The sequence below is a fragment of the Oligoflexus sp. genome, from assembly GCF_035712445.1.
GTDB lineage: Bacteria > Bdellovibrionota_B > Oligoflexia > Oligoflexales > Oligoflexaceae > Oligoflexus.
In genome coordinates, this window is record NZ_DASTAT010000110.1 from 1 (window position 1) to 22,205 (window position 22,205).

Annotated in this window: 23 protein-coding genes; 10 read left to right on the forward strand and 13 right to left on the reverse strand. The window is 54.0% G+C overall.

Annotated elements, in window-relative coordinates:
- Positions 1–241 precede the first annotated feature (241 nt).
- Positions 242–892 carry a type IV toxin-antitoxin system AbiEi family antitoxin domain-containing protein gene (locus VFO10_RS24145; protein ID WP_325144561.1) on the forward strand — a complete coding sequence of 217 codons (651 nt, stop codon included), beginning with the start codon at positions 242–244 and terminating at the stop codon, positions 890–892.
- On the forward strand, positions 889–1,728 hold the full coding sequence (locus VFO10_RS24150; protein WP_325144562.1) for a nucleotidyl transferase AbiEii/AbiGii toxin family protein: 840 nt from the start codon (positions 889–891) through the stop codon (positions 1,726–1,728). Before VFO10_RS24145 ends, VFO10_RS24150 begins: the two co-directional genes overlap by 4 nt.
- Positions 1,729–1,812: 84 nt before the next feature.
- Here the strand turns inward: VFO10_RS24150 and groL are convergent, their stop codons facing one another.
- The 4 genes from groL to VFO10_RS24170 form a co-directional block, all read right to left on the reverse strand.
- Positions 1,813–3,468 (reverse strand): chaperonin GroEL, encoded by a 1,656-nt coding sequence (gene groL / locus VFO10_RS24155; protein ID WP_325144563.1) that lies wholly within the window; start codon positions 3,466–3,468, stop codon positions 1,813–1,815.
- 43 nt (positions 3,469–3,511) lie between these two features.
- Positions 3,512–3,799, reverse strand: coding sequence for a co-chaperone GroES (groES, locus tag VFO10_RS24160; protein WP_325144564.1), 288 nt, complete (start codon positions 3,797–3,799; stop codon positions 3,512–3,514).
- A gap of 237 nt (positions 3,800–4,036) precedes the next feature.
- On the reverse strand, positions 4,037–4,825 hold the full coding sequence (locus VFO10_RS24165) for a hypothetical protein (protein ID WP_325144565.1): 789 nt from the start codon (positions 4,823–4,825) through the stop codon (positions 4,037–4,039).
- Between the two features lie 58 nt (positions 4,826–4,883).
- Positions 4,884–5,402, reverse strand: a complete 519-nt coding sequence (locus VFO10_RS24170; protein WP_325144566.1) for a hypothetical protein — start codon at positions 5,400–5,402, stop codon at positions 4,884–4,886.
- A 179-nt stretch (positions 5,403–5,581) separates the two neighbouring features.
- Here VFO10_RS24170 and VFO10_RS24175 point away from each other — a divergent pair, with 179 nt between their 5' ends.
- Positions 5,582–7,342 (forward strand): AMP-dependent synthetase/ligase, encoded by a 1,761-nt coding sequence (locus VFO10_RS24175; protein ID WP_325144567.1) that lies wholly within the window; start codon positions 5,582–5,584, stop codon positions 7,340–7,342.
- A 2-nt stretch (positions 7,343–7,344) separates the two neighbouring features.
- On the opposite strand, the gene VFO10_RS24180 is transcribed toward VFO10_RS24175, so the two are convergent.
- The gene (locus tag VFO10_RS24180) at positions 7,345–8,001 is read right to left on the reverse strand and encodes a hypothetical protein (RefSeq protein ID WP_325144568.1); all 657 of its coding nucleotides are present in this window, start codon (positions 7,999–8,001) and stop codon (positions 7,345–7,347) included.
- A gap of 241 nt (positions 8,002–8,242) precedes the next feature.
- Here VFO10_RS24180 and VFO10_RS24185 point away from each other — a divergent pair, with 241 nt between their 5' ends.
- The 3 genes from VFO10_RS24185 (at position 8,243) to VFO10_RS24195 (ending at position 10,529) form a co-directional block, all read left to right on the forward strand.
- Complete coding sequence (locus tag VFO10_RS24185; protein ID WP_325144569.1) at positions 8,243–8,953, forward strand: RluA family pseudouridine synthase; 711 nt, start codon at positions 8,243–8,245, stop codon at positions 8,951–8,953.
- Positions 8,954–9,026: 73 nt separating this feature from the next.
- Positions 9,027–10,136, forward strand: a complete 1,110-nt coding sequence (locus VFO10_RS24190) for a TRM11 family SAM-dependent methyltransferase (protein WP_325144570.1) — start codon at positions 9,027–9,029, stop codon at positions 10,134–10,136.
- 48 nt (positions 10,137–10,184) lie between these two features.
- Positions 10,185–10,529: a nucleotide pyrophosphohydrolase gene (locus VFO10_RS24195; RefSeq protein ID WP_325144571.1), complete on the forward strand. Its 345-nt coding sequence runs from the start codon at positions 10,185–10,187 to the stop codon at positions 10,527–10,529.
- Positions 10,530–10,532: 3 nt separating this feature from the next.
- Here the strand turns inward: VFO10_RS24195 and VFO10_RS24200 are convergent, their stop codons facing one another.
- The 6 genes from VFO10_RS24200 to fni all read right to left on the reverse strand — a co-directional run bounded on the left by VFO10_RS24200 (position 10,533) and on the right by fni (position 16,720).
- A complete protein-coding gene (locus VFO10_RS24200; RefSeq protein WP_325144572.1) occupies positions 10,533–10,970 on the reverse strand; it encodes a GNAT family N-acetyltransferase in 438 nt (145 codons plus the stop codon).
- A gap of 41 nt (positions 10,971–11,011) precedes the next feature.
- Complete coding sequence (gene mvk / locus VFO10_RS24205) at positions 11,012–11,989, reverse strand: mevalonate kinase (RefSeq protein WP_325144573.1); 978 nt, start codon at positions 11,987–11,989, stop codon at positions 11,012–11,014.
- A gap of 6 nt (positions 11,990–11,995) precedes the next feature.
- Positions 11,996–13,015, reverse strand: a complete 1,020-nt coding sequence (mvaD, locus tag VFO10_RS24210; RefSeq protein WP_325144574.1) for a diphosphomevalonate decarboxylase — start codon at positions 13,013–13,015, stop codon at positions 11,996–11,998.
- Positions 13,012–13,911, reverse strand: coding sequence for a hypothetical protein (locus tag VFO10_RS24215; RefSeq protein WP_325144583.1), 900 nt, complete (start codon positions 13,909–13,911; stop codon positions 13,012–13,014). Before VFO10_RS24215 ends, mvaD begins: the two co-directional genes overlap by 4 nt.
- 104 nt (positions 13,912–14,015) lie before the next feature.
- Positions 14,016–15,257 (reverse strand): hydroxymethylglutaryl-CoA reductase, degradative, encoded by a 1,242-nt coding sequence (locus VFO10_RS24220; protein ID WP_325144575.1) that lies wholly within the window; start codon positions 15,255–15,257, stop codon positions 14,016–14,018.
- A gap of 143 nt (positions 15,258–15,400) precedes the next feature.
- Complete coding sequence (gene fni / locus VFO10_RS24225) at positions 15,401–16,720, reverse strand: type 2 isopentenyl-diphosphate Delta-isomerase (protein ID WP_325144576.1); 1,320 nt, start codon at positions 16,718–16,720, stop codon at positions 15,401–15,403.
- Positions 16,721–16,805: 85 nt separating this feature from the next.
- Here fni and VFO10_RS24230 point away from each other — a divergent pair, with 85 nt between their 5' ends.
- Positions 16,806–17,132, forward strand: coding sequence for a hypothetical protein (locus VFO10_RS24230; protein WP_325144577.1), 327 nt, complete (start codon positions 16,806–16,808; stop codon positions 17,130–17,132).
- Positions 17,132–17,977, forward strand: coding sequence for an NAD-dependent epimerase/dehydratase family protein (locus VFO10_RS24235; protein WP_325144578.1), 846 nt, complete (start codon positions 17,132–17,134; stop codon positions 17,975–17,977). Before VFO10_RS24230 ends, VFO10_RS24235 begins: the two co-directional genes overlap by 1 nt.
- 2 nt (positions 17,978–17,979) lie before the next feature.
- On the opposite strand, the gene VFO10_RS24240 is transcribed toward VFO10_RS24235, so the two are convergent.
- The gene (locus tag VFO10_RS24240) at positions 17,980–18,420 is read right to left on the reverse strand and encodes a hypothetical protein (protein WP_325144579.1); all 441 of its coding nucleotides are present in this window, start codon (positions 18,418–18,420) and stop codon (positions 17,980–17,982) included.
- A gap of 100 nt (positions 18,421–18,520) precedes the next feature.
- Here VFO10_RS24240 and VFO10_RS24245 point away from each other — a divergent pair, with 100 nt between their 5' ends.
- Positions 18,521–18,892: a hypothetical protein gene (locus tag VFO10_RS24245; protein ID WP_325144580.1), complete on the forward strand. Its 372-nt coding sequence runs from the start codon at positions 18,521–18,523 to the stop codon at positions 18,890–18,892.
- 121 nt (positions 18,893–19,013) lie between these two features.
- Positions 19,014–20,336 (forward strand): adenylate/guanylate cyclase domain-containing protein, encoded by a 1,323-nt coding sequence (locus VFO10_RS24250; RefSeq protein WP_325144581.1) that lies wholly within the window; start codon positions 19,014–19,016, stop codon positions 20,334–20,336.
- On the opposite strand, the gene VFO10_RS24255 is transcribed toward VFO10_RS24250, so the two are convergent.
- Entirely contained in the window at positions 20,323–22,065 is a 1,743-nt protein-coding gene (locus tag VFO10_RS24255; RefSeq protein ID WP_325144582.1) for an adenylate/guanylate cyclase domain-containing protein, read from the reverse strand. The genes VFO10_RS24250 and VFO10_RS24255 overlap by 14 nt on opposite strands.
- Positions 22,066–22,205: the final 140 nt, after the last annotated feature.

The window sequence follows — 22,205 nt, forward strand, 5'->3', positions numbered from 1 at the left end:
CTGGGTCGGGTTGTAACACAAGGGAGCCGGGTCTGATAGGCCATCCTAAAGCAAAAAAGTCGGTCAATGACCGGCTTTCCACACTTGGTTTTAAGGCCCAAGGCCTCGCGAGGGAGCCGAGGGAAGCGGATTACATCATGCCGCCCATGCCAGCTGTAGAGTTAAGCCAGGATAGAAAATAGTATGTTTATTATCAATATGTTACGGGATAAGTAAATCGTGCCCATCGGAACGATATTGAATGATTTTGAGGCAAAATGTAAAATTTACCTTGATTTCATTCATCACTCCTAGAGGTCAAATGGCATCCAGCAGAGCACAGAAGCAAACTGACGCAATCTTAAAATCTCTTGGCATTTTCCGTGCTTCCGACGCTATCGAAAAGGGCATCTCCCAACCCTCACTCTCGAGAATGGCAAAAGAAGGTACTCTTGTGCGTCTGGAACACGGAATTTTCATGCATCGCGATTTCGATAAACCGGAGCATGTGGATTTTATTGTTGCCTGTCTTCGCACGGGTCCAGACTCTGTCATAGGTGGTCTTACTGCGCTCGCCTATTATGTGCTGGTTGAACAAGTACCGACGCAAACTTGGGTTATGATTCCAAACTCGAATAAAGGTACCTACAAAAACTACCGAGTCTTAAGAACCAAGCATGACCCGAAGGTCGAAATTGTCGACAATGCCACATGGCGTATTGTTACTATCGAACGTGCAATTCTGGAAGCCTTCGCCTACTCCACAAAAATGGGCTATCAGACGGCTTTGACAGCTGCGAGGACAGCTCTTGCCGAGAAAAAGACTACCGAAAGCAAACTTCAAAATGCCGCAAAAAGATTAGGTATTCGGCCACTCCTTATAAAAAATTGGGAGGCAATAACGACAAAATGAAAACCTCTTTATCAACTCCTCAGATAAAATCAATAGAAGCGAAGATTTTGAACATCTCTCGCACGACCGGTCGTTCTTCGATGGAAACGCGAACCCTCTTCCTTCTGGAGCGAGCCGTAGCACGAATACTTCTCGATTCTTTGCTTCAAGACCATCTTGTTTTTAAGGGAGGATATGTCGCGCTCCGTATTTACCAGTCTACTCGATTCACGTCTGATATCGATGCTGTCATAAAAGGACTTTCCCCGGAAGAAGCTATTCAACGAATTAAAAATGCCGTTGATCATGATATGGGGGACGGAGCGTGGTTTGTCTGGGAGGGAGAAGATACCTTGCAAACCCAGGGCGAATATGGAGGTCGACGCCTAACTTTTCGAGCTGGAATCGGTGATATACCTGCCAAGCTCAAGAACGCTTTAATTGTGAATATCGATCTTGGAATTGGTGATCCTGTAACGCCTGGACCTTTCAAAACGGAAACAACGTGTACTCTCGGGGAAGGGAGCTTGTCATGGCAGGTTTATCCAATAGAGACGATGTTGGCGGAAAAAATTCATGCTCTGGTTGTTCTGGGAGACAACAACTCACGATCCAAGGACGTCTACGATATCGATTTATTCTGGCCACAGGCAAATATCGAAAATCTGCGACTGGCGTTGGAAGCCACCTTTAATTTCCGCGGCGATCGAGTGCCTAAGTCATTTGCCGATACAATTCGATCCATTGATACCACGCTACTCAAAAGGGGGTGGGTGACGGCAACGCTCTCTCTTAAGGAAAGGCCCAAGTTTGAGTCTGTGATGGAATCGCTGTTGGAGAAAATAGGACAGATATAGGACAAATAAAAAGCCGGTCAAAGACCGGCTTTCCACTCTTGGTTTCAAGGCCCCAAGGCCCCGCCAGGGGCCGAGGGAGGCAGCTTACATCATGCCGCCCATGCCGCCCATACCACCCATTCCGCCCATGCCACCCATAGCAGGAGCAGCAGCTGCACCAGCTTCTTGAGGCTTGTCAGCGATCATGGCTTCGGTGGTGAGGAGGAGACCAGCAACGGAAGCTGCGTTGGTCAATGCAGTTTTGGTGACTTTGGTTGGGTCGATGACGCCAGCCTTGTAAAGATCTTCGTAAACTTCAGTCAAAGCATTGAAGCCTTCGCCAGCTTTCATGCCTTTGACTTTGTCGACCACAACAGCTGGCTCGAGGCCTGCGTTGAGAGCGATCTGACGAAGAGGCTCTTCGATCGCGCGGCGAACGATGGCGACGCCGAATTTTTGCTCGCCGTCGACTTTCACAGTGTCCAGAGCGGCTTGAGCGCGGAGGAGAGCTGTACCGCCGCCTGGGACGATGCCGCCTTCGACTGCAGCGCGGGTGGAGTTGAGGGCATCTTCCACGCGGGCTTTCTTTTCTTTCATTTCAACTTCGGTGGCTGCACCGACTTTGATCACAGCAACGCCGCCCACGAGTTTCGCGAGGCGCTCTTGCAGTTTTTCTTTATCGTAATCGGAGGTGGTGTTGTCGATCTCGGCGCGGATCTGAGCAACGCGAGCGTCGATATCAGCTTTTGCACCCTGACCGTCCACGATCGTGCTGTTGTCTTTGGTGATGGTCACGCGCTTGGCCTGGCCGAGCTGCTGCAGCGTGGTGTTTTCCAGCTTCAGACCAACGTCTTCAGAAACCACAGTGCCGCCCGTCAGGATCGCGATGTCCTGGAGCATGGCTTTGCGGCGATCGCCGAAGCCAGGAGCCTTCACAGCAGCGATTTTCAGCGTGCCGCGCAGACGGTTGACAACGAGAGTGGCGAGGGCTTCGCCGTCCACGTCTTCAGCAACGATGACGAGAGGACGACCGGATTGAGCAACCTGCTCAAGAACCGGGAGCAGTTCTTTCATGTTGCTGACTTTTTTCTCGCTCAGAAGAACGAAGGCATTTTCATAAACGCATTCCATGCGCTCAGCATCGGTTACGAAGTAAGGAGAGAGGTAACCGCGATCGAATTGCATACCTTCGGTGAATTCGAGAGTGGTGTCCATGCCCTTGGCTTCATCAACGGTGATCACACCGTCGCGGCCGACTTTGTCCATGGCTTCAGCCAGGATGTTGCCGATGTCGCGGTCGTTGTTGGCAGAGATGGCGCCGACCTGGGCGACTTCTTCGCGAGTCTGGGTAGGACGGGAGATTTTGTCGAGAGCTTCCACGATGGCTTTGACAGCGAGGTCGATGCCGCGCTTCAGTTCCATGGGGTTGTGGCCAGCAGCGACCAGCTTCACGCCTTCGCGGAAGATGGCTTGAGCCAAGACAGTCGCGGTCGTGGTGCCGTCACCGGCGTTGTCGGAGGTGCGGGAAGCAACTTCCTTCACCATCTGAGCGCCCATGTTTTCAAACTTGTCTTCGAGTTCGATTTCCTTGGCAACGGACACACCGTCTTTGGTGATGTTGGGAGCGCCGAACGAACGGTCGATCACCACGTTGCGGCCCTTAGGACCGAGGGTGACTTTCACGGCATTAGCCAGAGTATCGACACCAACGAGAATCTTGCGACGGGATTCTTCACCAAAATTAATCGTCTTAGCTGTCATGATTTCCTCATATTTGAATGATGGAATGAATTAATAAGTGATCTTAGACAAGGACGCCCATGATGTCGTCTTCACGCAGGATCAGGTGCTCGACGCCATTGACCTTGACTTCAGAGCCCGAATATTTGCTGATCAAAACGCGATCGCCAACCTTCAATTCCGGCTTCACGACTTCGCCATTATCCAGACGACGGCCGTTGCCAACTGCGATCACTTCGGCTTCCAATGGCTTTTCTTTGGCGTTATCAGGGATGATGATGCCGCTGGCAGTCTTTTCCTCGGCTTCAACGCGCTTCACGAGGACTCGATCCTGCAATGGTCTAAGTTTCATAGTTTGGCCTCCAACTCTCGTAATAACATTCGATCATTTTGACGGGTTCAAAGAGGGTCTCAGCTTCGTACAGCGACGAAGACATGAGCAGCCCACGGGCTCAGATCAGCCACTTTTTCGAATGGAAAATAAGTATCCTTTTTCAGGTGTCAAGGGAAGGGCTAAAAAAAATCCCGGCATGGCGGGATTGCGTGGATTGATGGCGTTTTCAGGGGATTTAAAGGTCCGGGCTCGCTCTTAGAAGCGCCGAATGGATTTTCTATCCAGCGGGATCGAATCCAAAGACTCGTAGCGAATGTCATGGAAGTAGTCGCGGATCTCCTGAATCAGGTGCCGACGCGCACGCACGGCCGAGGTGGACTCCGCAAAATCTATGGTGACAGGCTGAGCATCCTTCTCACGAGGCACGATGACCAGCTTCAGCTCGCCAGCTTCCGGTTCGCCAGAATGAGCGAGGCAAATCTGTTGGATGTCTGGCCAAGCATAACGAATGGTTTTGAAACGCGTCGCCACTTCGATGGCGGAACTCGTCACGTTGATCGAACGGATGGTGCGGACGTAGAGATAAATGATAGCCAGCCACGGGCTCACCACCATCAGCGCAAAGGCCGCAAGAAGCAACATGGGTGATTGTACGATCATCTGGCCGTTGACGCGGGTGAGCAGCAGGAAGCTCACGCAGCCGATCAGACCAATAAACGACACCGACACCAGCGTGCGGGGATAGGCCAGGAAACGGCGGCCGCCACCGGGCAGGGGGTCGGTGAAGTAATAGTGCTCGCGATCTTCAATCTGGGCTTTTTGGAAGTAGTGGATGGCGTCCTCGTCCTCATTATCTATTTCGATAATGCGGCGCCACATGTTTTCCTCGTCTTCGAAGCGGCCCACGTGTTCAAAGAGAGCCGCTTTCAATTTCAAGGCTTCCAGGTTTTTCGGACCCAGTTCCAGCAAATCCTCGATGGCCTTATGAGCTTCATCCAGGCGACCCTGTTCGACAATTTTTCGAATTTGATTGACGTGCTTCATAAGGTGCCTATCGGCACCTGGGTGGAATCCTTAAGCGACGCTGTGTCCGCTCAAGTTTTTAGCGTTTGTTGTGGAGCGGCGGATAAAAAGCCTTGAAACCCTTATTGCAGACCTTGGCAGCCAGGACGAAGGGGGGCTGCGCACAGCGCTGGGGTGAGCAGTCATCCAAAGTGTAGTATTCAATCAGGTTTTTACCGCCTTCAGCCCAGGCCGCACAGTAAAGCTGGACCTGACCTCTGTCGTTTTCCATGAGGATATTATCGCAGTAACAGGAATTGCTGGGAGCCTGGGGTTCCGGGCGCGGTGTCGCGGCCATTTGAATTTTTTGACAAAGGCCGCTGAAAAGCTGGCTGCAATCCGCTGGTTCGCAGCTCGAACGGGACTGGCTGGCCCAGACCTTGGTGCTCTGTCCTGAGTTTTTTGTATCTTCCCAAATCGCGCATTGGGGTTCACCTGCAGCATTGATCGTCGGACCGCAGAGGCAAAAATCATGGGGTTTCCCGGATTTTTCGCCAGTGCTGACGCAGCTGATGAGCGCGAAGACAAACAAACCGGGAATGAAGTTCAAAAAGCGCATGACATTCCTATGCGAAAAAATGGCCACCCAATTGGCGAACGGACCCTAGTTTAGGGGCAATGCCCATGATTGGGAAGCTTATCTTACAGGATTTTGACAAAAGCACTTGTCGGTAAGGCGGCATGTGATAAGAAAGGCAGAACCGTCCACGGATATCACACATCAGCAGGGGACTCGCCATGTTCACAAAGATGACTTTGCCCGAAAAATTCTTTCAGCAGGCGCAGACGCGTCTGGATCAGAAGGCGTTTTACTACTGCCGTGTCCGTGACGGGAAATGGGTAAGCATGACGTGGAAGCGTTACCGGGAAGAGGTTTGCCTGCTTGCAAGCTGGCTGCTGGCGCAGGGTGTGAACAAGGGTTCCAAGATCGCGATCCTGTCCGCCAACCGCCCGGAATGGATGATTGCGGACCTTGCTATACTTTCGATCGGAGCCATCTCGATCCCGGTCTATGCGACTTCTTCGCATGCAGATGTAAGCTATATTTTGGAACACTCCGGCGCTGAATATCTGATCGTGGACACTCTGGAACGCATCACCTATCTGCAGAAAACGAAACTTACAGGCATTGTCAGTTTTGAAAAAGCCCCGAAGAAAATGTCGGAGCAGTTCGCGTCGGATGTCCATGCGCTGCCGACTATCCTGCATGAAACAAAGCAGACGCTGCATGAGCCCGTCGCGATCAGTGATGATGATATCGCGACGATTATTTATACCTCCGGCACCACGGGAAAACCGAAGGGCGTGATTCATAGTCACGGGAATATAGCGGAAGCGATGCGGGCGACCTCGGAGATTCTGGAGACGCCGGACGGGATGATTGATCGGTATTTCTCGTTTCTGCCGCTGAGCCACGTGGCGGAGCGGCAGCTGGTGGAAGTCGGTTCCATCATGAACGGGGCGGAAGTCGCGTTCGCAAGGTCGATAGATACCCTGGGTGAAGATCTTCTGCGGTGCCGGCCGACCATTCTTCTGTGCGTGCCGCGTCTTTGGGAAAAGATCTATGAGAAGATTCAAACCGGACTCTTGACGGCGAGCCCTATCAAACGCACGGTTTTTGCCCTGGCCCGTACTCTGGGCGAGCAGCGGATCGACGATGATAAGATTAAAAAAGCCAAGGATCAAAGCCTCGGCGGTATCGTGTCGGACGCTTTGGTGGGCCGCAAATTGCGCGAGCGTTTGGGGCTGGATCGCTGCCGCATGTTTGTCACGGGTGCGGCACCGACCCGGCCTGAGGTCATGCGCTTTTTCGGGGCGTTCGGCGTGATGATTCGCGAGGTCTATGGACTGACGGAGAACCTTTGCCTCGGCGTCCTGAATGATGCCCATGAGGTCATTATCGGCAGCTGCGGCAAGGCCTTTCCCGGCAATGAAATCCGCATAGCCGATGACGGTGAGATCATGTTCCGCGCCCCTTGGATGTTCAAAGGCTATTATAAAAATCCCGTCGCGACCCGCGAAGTCCTTTCGGACGACGGCTGGTTCGCAACGGGTGATCTTGGAGCCTTGGACAGCGAAGGACGCCTTCGTATCGTCGGTCGCAAAAAAGAGCTTTTGAAGACATCGGGCGGAAAATACGTGGCTCCGGTGCCGATCGAGGATAACCTGAAGTCGCATCCTATAGTGAAGGACGCGATGATAGTCGGTGATGATAAAAAATACTGCGTGGCCCTGGTTTCGCTGGATAATGAAACCGCGAAGGCCTTGAATTCGGACGAACGCAAAGAGGAGCTGAAAAAGCTTCTGCGTCGGGTGAATGAGCAGCTGGCCAGTTTCGAATCCATCAAGCGCGTCGGTGTGATGAAAGATTCGTTCACTGTGGAAAATGGGGCGCTGACACCGACCTTGAAAGTAAAACGCAACGTCGTCGCGAAGCAGAAGGAAGAATTCATCGACCGGCTTTATCGTTCCGACGATGTGGTTGTGTACGAGATTTGAGCTTATTTCGGGGCAGCCGTGGACGTGTTGTCCGCGGCTGTTTTTGCGCTCGCCGCTTTTTCCTGCGCATACTTGAAAACGACGGATAAACGCACCTGGGTTCCCAGCTTGTCCGTAATCGTCATCTCGCGATTCTCAATCCGTGGCCCGTGCGGCAGAGTTTCCGGAATAATAGGAAAGGTCACTTCACCGACCGTCAGGTCATCACCCCAGAATCCGAATTTTTTGCTTCGCTCAAAGAGTTCGATGCGACAGATGATGGAGACCCCATCCTCCGCAACCTTGAATTTGCGCATGGTCTCGGCCGCGATCTCGCGAATGACGTCACCGCTCAGGGCAATGCTGAACAACGGATTGGGTTTTTTATCGGGCACCCAGTTCTTCAGGCTCTTGATTTCAATTTCGCCGAATTCCCCAATGACACGTTCAATTTTCAGGCGTTCGGTGAAGGGTTTCTTCACTTCCTCTTTCAGGATGGGGAGGGCATCGGCTGTGAGTTTGAAGTAATAATTGTTGATCCCGCTTGGATCCTGGTTGCCCGAGCGCAGGGCTTTGATGGTCACGGTCAGATCGAGTTTATCGTAGTCGATAAATGTTTCCTCACCCTTCCCAAAGAGTGGGCTTGAGAGGAGCAGCCATGTCAAAAGCCAGATGCGCATGAGGAACCCTTTCGTCCTGGTCATTTTCGGCAGTTATCCGGTCGGGTTTGAGTCCGCGGGTAAAGATCAGGGTTGGGGAATCAGGCAAAATGCCCCGGTTTGCGGCTTTGATTTTCGGTGGATCCCTCGCTCCGGCCGGCAGGGGGCGGGGCTGTATAACGCGCTGTTGACAGGGCGGAAGTCCTGTCCTAGTCTGCGATCCTTGCAGGAACTTCATCCGCATAATCGACGTGACGGACCTATGGATTCATCCCTGACCATTCTCTTTCAAGATCATCACCTCGTGGCTGTCAGCAAGCCGGCGCGTTTGCCTGTGGCATCGGATCACAGTGGGGATGAGACCCTCTTGGAACGCGTGCGGGCCTGGAATGCCGCGCGGCAGGAGGAGGGGAAAAAGGGTTACTGCGTGCCCATCCACTTTCTGGATCGGCCGGTTTCTGGGCTGGTGCTGTTTGGATTGAGCAGCAAGGGGGCCGCGCGTTTGAATGAGATGTTCCGAAAGAGGCAGCTGAATAAAATTTATGTGGCCATTGTCGAGGGGATTCCGCGGCAGCCGCGCGGCCGACTCGAGCATTTTCTGGCCAAGGATAAAAATAGCAATCTGACCCGGATTACAGGGGCCAAGGATCCTGAGGCCAAGCGCAGTATCCTTGATTACGAAGTGATTGCGACCCACGGCAACCGCAGCTGGATCCGCGTGGAACCGGAAACCGGAAGGAGCCACCAGATTCGCGTGCAGCTGGCTTCGCTGGGAACGCCGATCGTTGGGGATGGGAAGTATGGGTCTTCCATGAACTGGGAAGGCCGTATTGCGCTGCATGCTTTTTGTTTGAATTTAAAACATCCTGTTGGCGGCAAGCCTTTGACTCTGGAAGCTCCTTTGCCCGCTTACTGGAACGAGATCTGGCCGGAACCCTGGCCGCTTCAGGAAATGAGACAGAATCATGGATAAGAATCGTTTTAGATCGCAGATGACGAAGGGTGAAAAAGCTTCGGAGGGCGACGGGCGGATGCCGAGAGGGTCGATGCAGACGGAGGGCCGGGGATCCTGGATGCAGGCCGATGGTCGTGGGCCGCGGACGGATGGTCGTGGGCCGCGGACGGACGATCGTGGGCCGCGGATGCAGGGCCAGCCCCCAAGGGCGCCGAAGGTTCCCAAGATGCAGACCACCACGCTGTGGGATTTTCCGTCCCAGCACTACGGTGAAGAGATGCAGGGCGATGCGGACTATATTGGAGCCACGCCGTCCTATGTGATCTGGAACCTTCTGCACCGTTATACCAAGCCGGGTGCTGTGGTGATCGATCCCTTCTGCGGCAGCGGCACGACGCTGGATGTCTGCAAGGATCTGGACCGCCGTGGGATTGGTTTTGATATTTCTCCGTCGCGTCCGGATATCCAGAAGGCCGATGCGCGGCATATTCCGCTGGATGATGCGAGCGCGGACTTTGTGTTTATTGATCCTCCTTATTCCACGCATGTGAAATATTCCGGGGATCAGCAGTGCATAGGCGAACTCGATGCGCGGGGCGGCGGGTATTACGAGGCGATGGAGGAAGTGATCGCCGATATCTATCGCGTGCTGAAGCCGGGCGCTTACTTCGCGCTTTATGTTTCGGATTCCCAGGCGAAGAACAAGGCCTTCTGTCCGATTGGATTTGAGCTTTTCCTGCGGATGACGCGGCTTTTTGAGCCCGTGGATATCGTTTGTGTGACGAGGCATAATAAATCGCTGAAGCGGAATCACTGGCATACGTCGGCGATTGAAGGGAATTACTTCCTGCGTGGGTTTAATTATCTTTTCGTCGTGCGCAAGCGTCCGGTGGAAAGCGCAGACACGCATAAGCATGAAGAAGCGGGGATGCTGTCGAAGCTTTTCGAGGCGGCTGCGAAGGCCAGCCCGGGTGAAGTCGTGACGCCGGAGAAATTCGGGCATCTTCTGGATAACGAGAAGGACAAGCTGCAGGAGCATCTGAGCAAAAAGCAGCAGAAAAAGCTTAACCGCGCCGCACGTGCACCGCAGAGGGCGGAAGCGGATGCGCCGCGGACGAGTTCAGCGGGGGCTATCAAGCCGGTGCAGCATCCTGTCAGGAAAAAGAAATTCCAGGGTGGGCCTCGCAAAGGTCCGCGCTGACGGCTGGTAGCGGGCCACGCAAGGCCCGCGCTTTATAGGAAGACCCTGATGGACATCGCAAAATTAATCGCAGAGATTCGGCAATTTTCAGAGGAACGCGACTGGCGGCAATTCCACGATCCCAAGAACCTGGCCGCTGCGGTCAGCGTGGAATCGGCCGAGCTTTTGGAAATCTTTATGTGGCTGACGCCCGAGCAAAGTCGGAAACTGCCCGAAGATAAAATGCAGAATGCCCGCGACGAAATCGGTGATGTCCTGATCTGTCTCCTGAATCTGGCGGATCAATTGGGAATCGATGCGGTGGATGCGGCTCTTAAGAAGATGGACAAAAACCGCGCGAAATATCCTGTTGAAAAAGCCAAAGGGCTCGCGCGGAAGTATGACGAACTCTGAGCATCAGGACGATTTCTTCACCTTCGGATCGTCCTTCTCCAAAACCGCATACATCACCCGTTCCGCAGGAACGGTGTGATAGCCAAGCTTCTCCCAGACCGACGAACTAATAAAACCATCAATCATACGAATCGTATTCGCATTCGGAGGCAGGGCATCCAGAAGCTGCTTCAGAATCTGAAGCCCGATCCCGCGTTTGCGGAATTCAGGCCGAACCATGACATCGGTCAGCTGAAAAAGAAAAATATCATCCGAGATGACCCGACCAAAGCCGATCAACCGCGAACCTTCGAAGGCTGTTGCGTAATGCGAAGTCTTCTCCAGCATCTTCTGCAAAGCAGGAGCCGTGCGACTGCCATCCCGGTTCCAGCCGACAATGCTATACATTTCTGATAATTGATCGAAAGGAACCGGTCCGTTCAATAGGACTTTGATATCCATACGCTGGCCTCTTTTCCGGTAATCCTTCCATTGTAACCGCGTCAGGATTCGATGGCCACGCGAAAAACGGAGTGCTGGGGAAAAGCGGCTTTTACAGCGTTCTGCTGCTCGTCGGCTTTCTCGGGATCCAAAAGCCCGAGTATCATGCCCCCGCCGCCGGCCCCCGTGGTTTTCACCCCCGGCAGACCGATTTTGCGGCAGAGCTGTATCATCTCTTCCAAAGCATCCGGCACGACCGAGGCCGCGCGCAGAAGCTTGCCGCATTCATTCATGGCAGCACCTACGGTTGCAATATCACCCTGCTGCAGGGCTCCGTAAACCAACCAGGAAAGATCATCGAAGCTTTGCAGATGGCGTTCCCCGGCGCGGCCTTTGAAATAAGGCTCGGCCTGACGAATCATGGCCATGGTGGAGGCGCGGACGCAGCTATCAATCAAAAGAAATTCCCAGCTTTTATGTCCGCTCGGGACTTTCAGGGAAATGGGCAGGATGGGTTTATTCCGGGCGAAAAGAATGCAGGCCTCATAAGCAACCACAGCGGCATCCAGGCCCGAGGGCGTTCCGTGAAAGCGCTTTTCCAGTTCGTTCGCATAGGTCGCGAGCTGAGCCGGTGGCAGTTCATAGCCAAGGCTCGACGTCAAAGCCCGGAGAGTCGCCACACAAAGCGTCGCGGACGAGCCGAGCCCGGCGCCTATCGGCAAGGCGTTATGACTTTTCGCGCTCAAGGAAAACGGAGCGGATCCCAAAAGCTCCATCGCATCGGAAAGGACACTATTGACCCGCGGCGAGGCCTCATGCCCGGCCATGGTCAGCTGAATCTGCTGCTGCTTGTCATGTCGCGGCTGAGGCGTCAGCGTTAAATGAAGACGCATCTGTTTCAGCGGCAGAGCCACTGCGTGAGTGCCGTACACCACCGCATGTTCGCCCACGATAATGGCCTTGCCACAGGCGCTGGCATGAGCCTCGACCGGCGCGGGACGCGGGTCCGCAGAACTTTGGGAATTTTGATGTTCACTCACGTTTTATTACTCACTTTGAAAGTCCAAACGCGGACCACCACCCACGCTGTCATGCAGCAGGCGATCCGCCGCCAGGCGTCTTTGCAACCAAAGTTTCAAGCGTTCATGTTCGCTGGCTTCATGGATCACATGAATATTCGGTCCAGCGTCAATTGTAAAGTAAGCATGAATTTCACCCTGCTGTCGCGCCTGCCGCAGATCGGCGAGGAATTGCAGCGCGTCCTGATTCAGATAATGAACGGGATGGCTTGCGGTCATGATTACGGCGTGCATTTCGAGGGCTTCGACTTCAAGCCAAAGGCCAAGGCCTTGCATATCGCGATCGGCCAGGGCCTGCTTCACAAGGTTCATGCGTTCGGGCAATCCGCTGAGGCGCGGTATAAAGAGAGGACTGCTCCAGGCCAGCTCATGCGCTTCGGTGGATCCGACGGCTTTTTGTTCCGTGCTGAACAGCACCACGGTGTCGCGCAGGGCCCAATGCTCATCCGAGAAGAGCGAGGCATAACGCTGGGAGTCTTCATTGGATCCCGCTTCCCACTGCACAAAACCGCCGAAAAGAGAGCGGCAGGCACTGCCGGATCCCAGTCGCGCAAGGTCAGCGAGCAGCGTGCGGTCGAAACCCTTGTTTTCCAGATCGTCCCAGTTTCGTGAATCCGTCCAGGCCATCAACGCTGCAAGGGTCAAGGCCGCGAGTCCGCTGGCGCTGCTGGCAATGCCTGCGCCCATCGGGAAACTATTCACGGATGTGATCTGAAGTTTGGCGGTAAAACCAAACCGCAGAGCAAGCCGATCGAGATGCACGAAGGTTTTATTGAGGTTTTTATCCCGACGCGTATAAACGCGATCACCGAGGCGAAAACTATGATCATCCGCGTGGGAAAGACGGGCCGAGGTTTTCGTTGCCAGTTGATTGAGGGTCATCGATAGCGAGTCATTCGCCGGCCACTGTTTGGCATTCGGGCGTTTGCCCCAATATTTGATGAACGCAATATTGCTGGGAACGGAAGCTGTATAAAGGGAATTCATGATAATGCCCCGGAATAAAGGCTGGCGCCGTGTTCAATCGGATGCACAGGCAAAGGATACCAGCCTTCACGCGCAAGGCATGCGGTTGCCTCCTCGGTATCACCATGTGTGCCGATCAACAGGATGGCATCCTCGCCTCCTGCGCCTGTGGTCTTGGCTGTCCAGCTTTGATCAAAACCGGGCAGAAATTCAAAATTGTGAAAGAGCTGCTCCGGAAAGTAGGGGAGGCCGGCAAAGATACGACGCTGCGTGGCAACATCCTGGCAAAGTTTAGGAAGAGCGTGTGCTCCTTCCTGCCAAAGGTTGAGCCAGCCGCGAATGCACTGATTGGAAGCTTCGTAAAAATCGCGCTGCCGACCACTGTCCTGCAAGGCGGTGCGCACGCTGCCGCCGACTGTGCTTGTCGGTGCACCGGCGCCGCCCACAAAGACCTGGAGATAGGGAATCAAAGGCTTGGGATCGAGCTTTTTCAAGTACTGTCCAGGCCAATTCTGATAATCCGGCGTCCAAAGAATAACGCCACCCAAAGCCTGCGTGAGAACGTCATAACCCGATGCAAAGGATTGCTGCACGCGCTGCATGCGAAATGCGAGAGCGGCAGCTTCCAGCTTGGTATGCTCATCCAGGGTCGTCAGATTCTGATGCAAAGCCGCAGCCGCGAGCAGAACGCCTAAACGCAGTGCCGTGGAACTGCCGAGTCCGAAACGGATATCAAGTTCGGAGGTGATGGTACAGTCAGCATGCGGCAAAGCAAAATGATGCTGCGCGAAGTCCGCGACCTGAAGGAGCGGTTCGGAACTGATGTCCTGAGCTGTCGCGGCATTCAAAGCGCGTGCTGTGGGCCAAAGGTCGGAGGCGAGGGTCCAGCCTCCTTCTTTCTTTTTCGTCAGTGTCACTGTCAAATATCGGTCCACTGCCATACTCAATGCCGGATGGCCGTCCAGCACCGCGTATTCGCCGGCCAATAGGATTTTACCTGGCACTCGGACCGAGACGCTGTTCAATGACGCTGGGCTCCTTTTTGCTGGGCCAAACGCAGATTGCTTTCATGCAGACTCATGTGGCCACGTTGAATACCTTCGGACGCCAAAGCTCTTAAAGCGGATAAATTTTGCGCGAGTCCGACAGCGACCACGATCTCTGCAAGGCCCTGCGCATTGGGCGAACCCAAAATCTTAAGCGCCGCCTGCGATGTCGGATGCAGCGTGGTCACGCCCCCCACGGTCCCAAGGGCCATGGGAAGCTCGATTTCACCTTCCAGATCGCCTTCGCTGTTTTTCCACCAGCGGGTCATCGGCTGATAAACGCCCGTGCGGCAGCAGTAGGCATGCGCCCCGGCCTCCACCGCGCGCCAGTCATTGCCGGTGGCAATCACCACGGGATCAATGCCGTTCATCACGCCTTTATTATGAGTGGTCGCGCGATACACATCATGCGCCGCGAAAAGATAAGCCTGCTCGATGCGATCGACCACTTCCGCGCCGTTGAATTCACGGTTGGAAAGAGCTTCTTTGGGAACCTTGCAGTGCGCGCGGGCTATGCGTTTGTCACAAAGATTCGTAAGAATGCGGAGGCCGACTTCACAGGGCAAAAGTTCCTGCATGCGTTTGCCGAGGCGCTCGCACATCGTATTGATCATGTTCGCACCCATAGCGTCACGGGTGTCGATATCCACGTAAAGAACGAGGGATTTCAAAGTTTCGATGTAGCGCCATGAAATATTCTGGGCTCCACCGCCGCGTGCGAGCAGTCGATGATGACCTTCGTTGGCAAAGGCGATCAGATTCTGTCGCTCAGCACTCAGGATGCTTTCGTAGTCACAGGGCTCAAGCAGGAAAACCTGGACCTGGCCTGTGCCAACCGGCGCCGTGCTGCTGGTTTGAAAGCCGCCTCCGGCCCGAGCAAGCTTGGCGCCGTGACTTGCCGCAGCGACCACGCTGGATTCCTCGACAGCCATGGGGACGAGCACGTCCTGGCCGTTGATATGAAAATTCGTAGCAATACCCAGAGGCATGGCAAAGGTACCAACGCCATTCTCGATAAAGACATCCACCAATTCCGCTGTGAGAGTGCCAAAATCCCCGAGGGCATGCGTCTGTCCGCGATCCAGGCGTCCCATGCCCATGACGATTTCACGCCTTTGGCCGATAGGGAGTTCATAAAAACCTGGCAAACGGGAAGAAACTGGAGTCTGGGCCGTTTGGTAGCGATTCTGAAACAGATTGCGATTTTCACCGGTCATGGTTTCATTTCCACTGGAAGGTCAGAGTCAGTCGCCTGATAGAGAGCGTCCTCAGAATGCCTGAAAGCCCAACACAGTTCAAGTTTTCTTGAACAGCATCTGACATCCTGGAAATGTCATTTCTGTCCCTTGATTCTCAGGACTTATGCACGGACGATGGATTCAAATTCCCGCTCAAAAGGATGGCCCAGAACCAGGCGCTGCGACAAATCATCCAGGCGAGCCGCGCCGGTGGCCATGAGTGTTACCTTGAGTCCCTGACGCAGGGTTTCCAAAAATTCCAGGGGAGCCTCTTCGCTCTCCAAGGCAGCGCGTAAAAGTGGCAAGCCTATGCCGACCAGCCTCGCACCCAGAGCCACTGCCTTTGCAACCGTCATTCCATCACGAATCCCGCCGGTGGCAATCAGAGGCAAGTCAGGGAAGGCCTTATGCACAACGGCCAGGCTATACGCGGTGGGAATACCCCAGTCGCGGAAACCGAGACCCAGGTCCTGCGACATCGCACTACGGCTGCGCAGCCCTTCGATATGGGACCAGGACGTCCCGCCCTTGCCGCCGATATCCACGGCCTTGAAACCCATTTCCTTTAGGCGTCGCACAGTATCGGGGGCCATGCCGCAGCCGACTTCCTTGGCAATCACCGGGACGCTCAGATGTTTGCAAATGCGTTCCAGTCCATGCAGAAGTCCCGAGAAACGGCGGTCGCCTTCCACCTGGACGAGTTCCTGAACAAGGTTGAAATGAATCGCCAGGGCATCGGCATCGATCATATCCACTGCGCGCTGACAGATATCCAGCGCATCCGGACCTGTGAGCTGGGACATTCCGATATTGCCGATCAGAAAAAGTCCGGGGGCCTCGGGTTTCACTTTGAATATAGGCGCATATTCCGGGTTATCGAGGGCAATGCGCTGCGATCCCACGCCCATGGGAATATTCATGCGCGCAGCGGCCTGAGCCAGACGGCGATTGATTTCAGTGCCTTTACTGATGCCGCCGGTCATGCCTGTGATCAGTATGGGAGCGCTGAAGGTACGGCCGAGAAATTCGCGACTCAGATCAAGGGCGGACTCATCCATCCGGGGCAGGGCTTCCGGAATAAAATACAGGCGATTGAATCCGGTGAAGCGATCGCTGGCTTCGACGTCCTTGTTCCGGCAAATCTCGATGTGCTGGTCCTTTCGCAGCTGACCCATCATATCAAGAAGGCGTGGTTGATCCGCGTCCTCGACCACAAAAACCCATTCCGCAGCGGTCGGGGTGCAGGCCCCGTGCAGGGTAAAGGTCGGGCCCTCGTTCAGGCGGACGGTAATGCGGGTCAGATGAGCGCCATCACGGCTGCCGGGAGTGGGCTGCAAGAGGAGGCGGTCCACACCGAGAGCCTGGACAAATCCAGCACTTCCCTGTTCTGACAGCCATGGCAGGGCCGGTTCGAGTTTGATAAGATCAGGTGTCCTGGACAAGGAAAGCCTCCGTGACGAGCAGCTGTTCGAGGGCTTTGTTTACCACAGGATGTTTCCTTAGACAAATCTGGCTTGGAGATTTTGCATGAAAAAGCGAGGTCTGATCGTTTTGGGCGGCTTTTGTATGACCGCGGCCGCATGGGCCGGAACCAATGTTAAAACAGAAACCGTGGAGGAGCAGGAAAAATCGGAAGTGAAGGTCTTCTGCTCCAAAGCTTCGGAAAAAGAGGCGGTGGCCGCTTGCCAAAAATGGTTGGATGCCCAGAGTAAAACATTGGGGCAAAGACTTCTGACCAGCTACTGCAGCGAAGGCGAATTGCAGTCGAGCAATACCGGCTGTCTTTACAAAGCAACTGGCGAACTGAAATATGTCCTGAAGAAATTCAGAACGGAAACAGAAAGAAACAACTGATGGCGAAGCTTTTGATTGCAGGGGGCGGTTATCTGGGGCAGGCCTTGGCCGAGCGGGTCTTGGCCACGGGGAAACAGGATGTTTCTGTCCTGCGCCGGAGCAAGGTTGCGTGGCCCGGAGTGACCAGCATCCAGGCTGATCTTCTGCAGCCCGAGTCCCTGAAGGTTCTGCGCGATGTCGAGGACATTGTTTACTGCGCGTCCGCCGATGCGTCGGATGAGGCGAGTTATCGTAATATCTATCAGGATGGTCTTCGTAATCTTGTGCAGGTTGTGCAGGCTCAGGGCGGGTATCGACGTTTGATCTATATTTCCAGCACTTCGGTGTATGCGGAAGCCAACGGGGCCTGGGTGGATGAGACCGATCCGAACCTTGTGCAGCTGGGACCCTCACGCTTTATGGTGAGCGGCGAAAAATTCCTTATGGAAGGGGCCGGTGATTTTTCCATCCTGCGTATGGGCGGGATTTATGGACCGGGCCGGACTTATTTTTTGCGGCGCGTCAAGGAAGGTGCGGAGCGGATTTATTCGAAGGGTGGACTTTATAGCAACCGCATTCATCGGGATGATTGCGTGGGCATGATCCTCCATGTGCTCGCGGGTGATGCGCAGCGGCAGGTCTATAATGGAGTTGATTGCGAGGCTGCGGATCGGAATGAAGTGATGCGCTGGATGGCTCAGCAGTTGGGAATGGATCCTGAGTCTTTAAAGGCGACCGATGATTTGAAGCAGATCGCGGCGCGCGGGAACAAGCGGATCAGCAACCGGAAAATCCTGGATGCCGGTTATAAGTTTCTTTATCCCAGCTATCGGGAAGGCTATACCGCCCTCCTGCATGAAGTTTGATATCAGGGGGCGACGGACTGGGCGCAGAGAGAGGCCGTAAAAAGATTGGGGCCCTCGGCTGCGCGGAAGCTTGAGACCTGTTTGCAGAACTTTGTGGAATAGAGTTCCACTGTGCCTTTCATGGCTGTCAGCACGACTTCGTAATCGGTATTGGGTTCGATCGGCAGGCTTTCACCCGGTTTATACCGACTGCGGCTGTAGGCGTCTTCCTCTTCACCCGGGCGTTTTAAACTTAAATCAAGATATTCGTAGACCTGATACTGCAGCGGCAGGCTGATGGCGCTGATGGCAAAGGTCGTCTGGATCGAACGGCCGAAATTCGGGTAATCGGCGCTCGGTTTTTTGGTGGGGCCGTTTGCGTCCTGGATTTCAACCGTTGCGCGCGAGGTGCGGCAGGATTGGAGCAGGGTCAGGGCAAGCGCGAGCAGCACATGAGCTTTCATGGATGTCCTCATTATCTTTGGGCCATATTCTATCAGAAATTGCTGGCATGGATAATGCAAGTTTCAGAGGGCGCACTTGGACGCTGTTGAGGAGGGATTTATGACTGATCTTATTTCGGCTTTGGGGCTTAAAGGTGTTCCTGAATTATTCATGCTCAGCACCGAGGACATCGATCGCTACAAAGGTGTGAAATCCGTGATCGCGATCGTGGCCCCGGATCGGAACCACCCTGGTTTCAAAACCGCGCAGGAGTATTACTCCGTGCTGGACCACAATGATAATATCATCGTCATGGTGGAAGACCATCCGGACGGAACCTTGCATGAAAGACTGCAGGTGGGTCCGCAGGAGTTTTGCTGTGCTTTGATTGATAAGAATGGGCAGACGGTTATGCGGGGGGATGAGATTCCTACGCTGCAGACTGTGAGGGAGCATTTGCAGACCCGGAGTGAGGGAGCGCTTCCGCATTGAGGTTTTTGGGTTATTGAGGAGAGAGGCCGCAGCGGATTTTTACGCTGCGGTTTTTTTTGGTCTAATATTCAGGCTCAAGGATTCCGATCATTCTTACTGAGGCGAAAAAATCGGAGTCAGCTTGGAGTTGGATAAAAAGAAAAAATCGAGCTTTCATCTCAGCAAACGCCGCCTGATCAACCTCATCGGACCGTATTCTGCAGGGGTTTGCGCATGCGTGGTTGTGCTGATGACCAACCTATTTATTGCCCTGAGTGGTGCGGACGTTTCTTATGATAGCGCGGGGTATATCCTGCGGCATTTTCTAATATGTATCCCTTTCTCAGTCGCCTTTCTTTTCGATTTTCCCACGCGCTTTGTCACAGAACGTAAAAACAAGAAAATGATCGTCAAACATTTGACGCTTTCTTTCATCCTCCTGCACGGGACGCTGGGTACTTGTACCATGCTCATGATGCTGCCGGAGGACATTAACGCCGGGCCTTCCTACTTTTGGTTCACTTACGGTGTGGTTATGTTCTTTTTGGTAGGGGCGACTTTCCTGGATCTGCTTATCTATGGCGCGGTCTATTTTGTTTTTATCCTGCATTACATGAGGATATCAGGAGACTTTACTCTGCACGAAAAGTTCACCTTCTGCTTTATGCTCTTTCAATTGGTACATTTTACTCCCGTGGCTCTGCTCGCTGCCTCCCGCATCAACGCGATTCGTCATGCGTTCAAGCAGCTGGAGAAAGTGTTCTATCCCCACCAGATTCAAATGATCAGACGATCCAGGGAATTGGAGCAAACGATGCCGACCCAGGCTGGAGAAGCCTGCGTGATTTGCTTTGATGTGATCGCCAGCTCCCAGATTCAGCATGTGGATGCTAAAAAATTTCTGCGGAGAGTCTTCGCCCGCTGCAACGCGATTATGATGGAGGGGTACAATGGTATCGACCTGGCCGCGCGTGGGTATCGTATCAAGGAGATGGGGGACGGGTTTCTTTGCTCGGTTGGCTACCCCTTTCGGTCAGCCGGTGAATCCATAGCCAAGGATGCTTTGGATTTGGCTCTGCGCTTTCATGAGGTGTTCCGGGAGGAAGTGCAGGCTTTTGAATATAATCGACCGATTCTGTGCGGGATTGGGATTGCTCATGATGGAATTTCCGGTTTTTATCCGGACTCCGGGGCCAAGGAATATGATCTTTACGGGCCGTCTATTGTGCTGGCGACCCGTTACGAGGCTATGCGGAAGTCTTTATTTAAGGGGAGTCCTGATAGCAGCGTTCTGATTCTTCAGGAGCGGGTTTGGAGCAGCCTGAAGTCTGACGAGCGTCCTGGTTTTGTAGAGGTTAATCTGGAGCAGAATGGGCTTGTCGTTCGGGATGATCCGCAGGCGACGAGGGTTTTTTATCGTTGGTTGGAAAATGCATTTTTATTTCAAAGCTCTAGACCGAAATAGCCAAGGGCTGCCCGGATTTTTCGTCGCGAGTCGTTGCATCGAGAAAGGTATAGTAAAGGCGTTCGGCCGTATGATCGTCACGAATACCGAGGCCAACTTCAGCCAGACTTACGGTCACGAACTCATCCCGCAGAGCACGATCCAGGGAAAGATAAACGCGCTCCTGAATGATAAGAATGGAACGCGGCTGCTGCGCGGACAAAAGCTTTTTGCGCATTTCTTCATAACGCGTAGCCAGGATCACGGCCCGTCCGTAGAGATCGTACTCCTTGGTTCCGGAATCCGGAAAAAAACCGACAACGTTATCGAGTGCAATTCCAATCCCACAGCAGACCGGATCCTGGAGCTGCAGGAACTTCGACTCCTCCTGCAGGACCTCGTAGAAGCGGCGAGCGAGTCGGACAGCATCATTAGCCATGAAACCTGTCGGTGAGGCGAAGGGGTAGCCAACCGAGCAAAGAAATCCGTCGCCCATCTCCTTGATCCGGTATGCATTGGCGCGAAGGCTCTCGCCATCGTAGCCCTCCATCATGATTTCATTGCAACGGCGAAAGACGCTGCGGAAGAATTCCTTGGCTTTCTCGTGCTGAATCCTGGAGCTTCTGATGATGTCAAAGCTCATGACGCAGGCTTCACCAGGGGTGGTCGGCATGGTTTCCTCCAGGTTCAGACCCTTTTTAATCCCGGCGATCTGGTGGGGGAACACGATCTTTGTCAGCTGCCCATAGCCATGCAGCGAGGATAGGGACATGTTCTTATAGCGAACGACGAAGATCACGGTGTGTATCATGAGAAAGCAGGCGAAGAAATAGTCGAACGCGTAGCCTCCGCCCTTGACCCAGCCTAGGCTCAGCATGATGTCGTAGGGAACTGAGACAGCCGGCAGCAAGGTGGCCAGGAGGTTGAGGAAGCTGTAGCTTTCCCTGCGCAAGGTCGCGGCAAAATTCAGGACGACGCCCAGCATCGTAAAGAGCATCAAATGCACCTGGTAGTAGGCGGCGAACTTTCCCCAAAAGGTATAGGGCGTCATGGCAGTCAGTGTTGCGACCGGTGCGATGGAGATGATGGAGATATAAAGGAGCAGACGGCCGGCCCGGCTCGGAAAGTAGATGTAGGTGATCGCGAGGAATCCACAGGACGGCACAACGAACACGGAATATTCGAGCTTATAGCGGATCTCGAAGACAAGCCGAGGATCCAGGAAGAAGAAGATATTCTCCAGGTACGAATTCGTGCAGATGATCCGCGTCGCACCGCCGAGGCACACCAGAAGGAAAATGATGCTTTCCGCCCGGCTGTTATCGAGAACGATCATCGTCGCAAAATAAAGGGCGATGATGAAGAATGTGCCCAGTGTCACGAGCTTGGGAGCATCGGCCCGGTAGAACCAGGAGGAGACAGCCGCGGCTTGCCCGAAAACGATGGGCTTACGCAGACCGGCCTTGATGTTTTGGAAGTTACAGACTTCAAGCCAAAGGTCGGCGTCCTTCCCCGTCACCTGAGGCAGGAATACCAGCGCCTCCTGCATGATGGGCACGCAGGATTTGTTGTCGCGACCAAACTGCCCCTGCGACTGCTCGAAGCGCTGCTCACCTGCCGTCAAGGTAAGGCGATAGGCGGAGAACGGCACTCCCATGGCCATGGTCAGACCTTCGGGGACTCCGCCTTTGAACCTGAAATGATAGGTTCCATAGCCTGCGGGCTGCTCCCAGCTGTGAGGGATCGTCACCCTATGTGCCAGCAAAGTTTGAAACAGTAATTGCCGATAATTTAGTGAAGTAAAAGTGGCGGTAATGAGGTTTCAGATGTCAGATTCGTCGAATGTGAAGAAGCTCGAAAGTATTGGGGATTCTGAATCCCTACCTGAAG

Bases quoted from the DNA above. Each gene is read 5' to 3' on its own strand.
- VFO10_RS24240 (WP_325144579.1), bottom strand. From the start codon at position 18,420: ATGAAAGCTCATGTGCTGCTCGCGCTTGCCCTGACCCTGCTCCAATCC.
- VFO10_RS24165 (WP_325144565.1), bottom strand. From the start codon at position 4,825: ATGAAGCACGTCAATCAAATTCGAAAAATTGTCGAACAGGGTCGCCTG.
- VFO10_RS24175 (WP_325144567.1), top strand. From the start codon at position 5,582: ATGTTCACAAAGATGACTTTGCCCGAAAAATTCTTTCAGCAGGCGCAG.
- VFO10_RS24180 (WP_325144568.1), bottom strand. From the start codon at position 8,001: ATGCGCATCTGGCTTTTGACATGGCTGCTCCTCTCAAGCCCACTCTTT.
- VFO10_RS24235 (WP_325144578.1), top strand. From the start codon at position 17,132: ATGGCGAAGCTTTTGATTGCAGGGGGCGGTTATCTGGGGCAGGCCTTG.
- VFO10_RS24150 (WP_325144562.1), top strand. From the start codon at position 889: ATGAAAACCTCTTTATCAACTCCTCAGATAAAATCAATAGAAGCGAAG.
- VFO10_RS24200 (WP_325144572.1), bottom strand. From the start codon at position 10,970: ATGGATATCAAAGTCCTATTGAACGGACCGGTTCCTTTCGATCAATTA.
- VFO10_RS24245 (WP_325144580.1), top strand. From the start codon at position 18,521: ATGACTGATCTTATTTCGGCTTTGGGGCTTAAAGGTGTTCCTGAATTA.
- VFO10_RS24170 (WP_325144566.1), bottom strand. From the start codon at position 5,402: ATGCGCTTTTTGAACTTCATTCCCGGTTTGTTTGTCTTCGCGCTCATC.
- VFO10_RS24190 (WP_325144570.1), top strand. From the start codon at position 9,027: ATGCAGACGGAGGGCCGGGGATCCTGGATGCAGGCCGATGGTCGTGGG.
- VFO10_RS24145 (WP_325144561.1), top strand. From the start codon at position 242: ATGATTTTGAGGCAAAATGTAAAATTTACCTTGATTTCATTCATCACT.
- VFO10_RS24185 (WP_325144569.1), top strand. From the start codon at position 8,243: ATGGATTCATCCCTGACCATTCTCTTTCAAGATCATCACCTCGTGGCT.
- groES (WP_325144564.1), bottom strand. From the start codon at position 3,799: ATGAAACTTAGACCATTGCAGGATCGAGTCCTCGTGAAGCGCGTTGAA.
- VFO10_RS24230 (WP_325144577.1), top strand. From the start codon at position 16,806: ATGAAAAAGCGAGGTCTGATCGTTTTGGGCGGCTTTTGTATGACCGCG.
- VFO10_RS24195 (WP_325144571.1), top strand. From the start codon at position 10,185: ATGGACATCGCAAAATTAATCGCAGAGATTCGGCAATTTTCAGAGGAA.
- groL (WP_325144563.1), bottom strand. From the start codon at position 3,468: ATGACAGCTAAGACGATTAATTTTGGTGAAGAATCCCGTCGCAAGATT.
- mvaD (WP_325144574.1), bottom strand. From the start codon at position 13,015: ATGAATTCCCTTTATACAGCTTCCGTTCCCAGCAATATTGCGTTCATC.
- VFO10_RS24220 (WP_325144575.1), bottom strand. From the start codon at position 15,257: ATGACCGGTGAAAATCGCAATCTGTTTCAGAATCGCTACCAAACGGCC.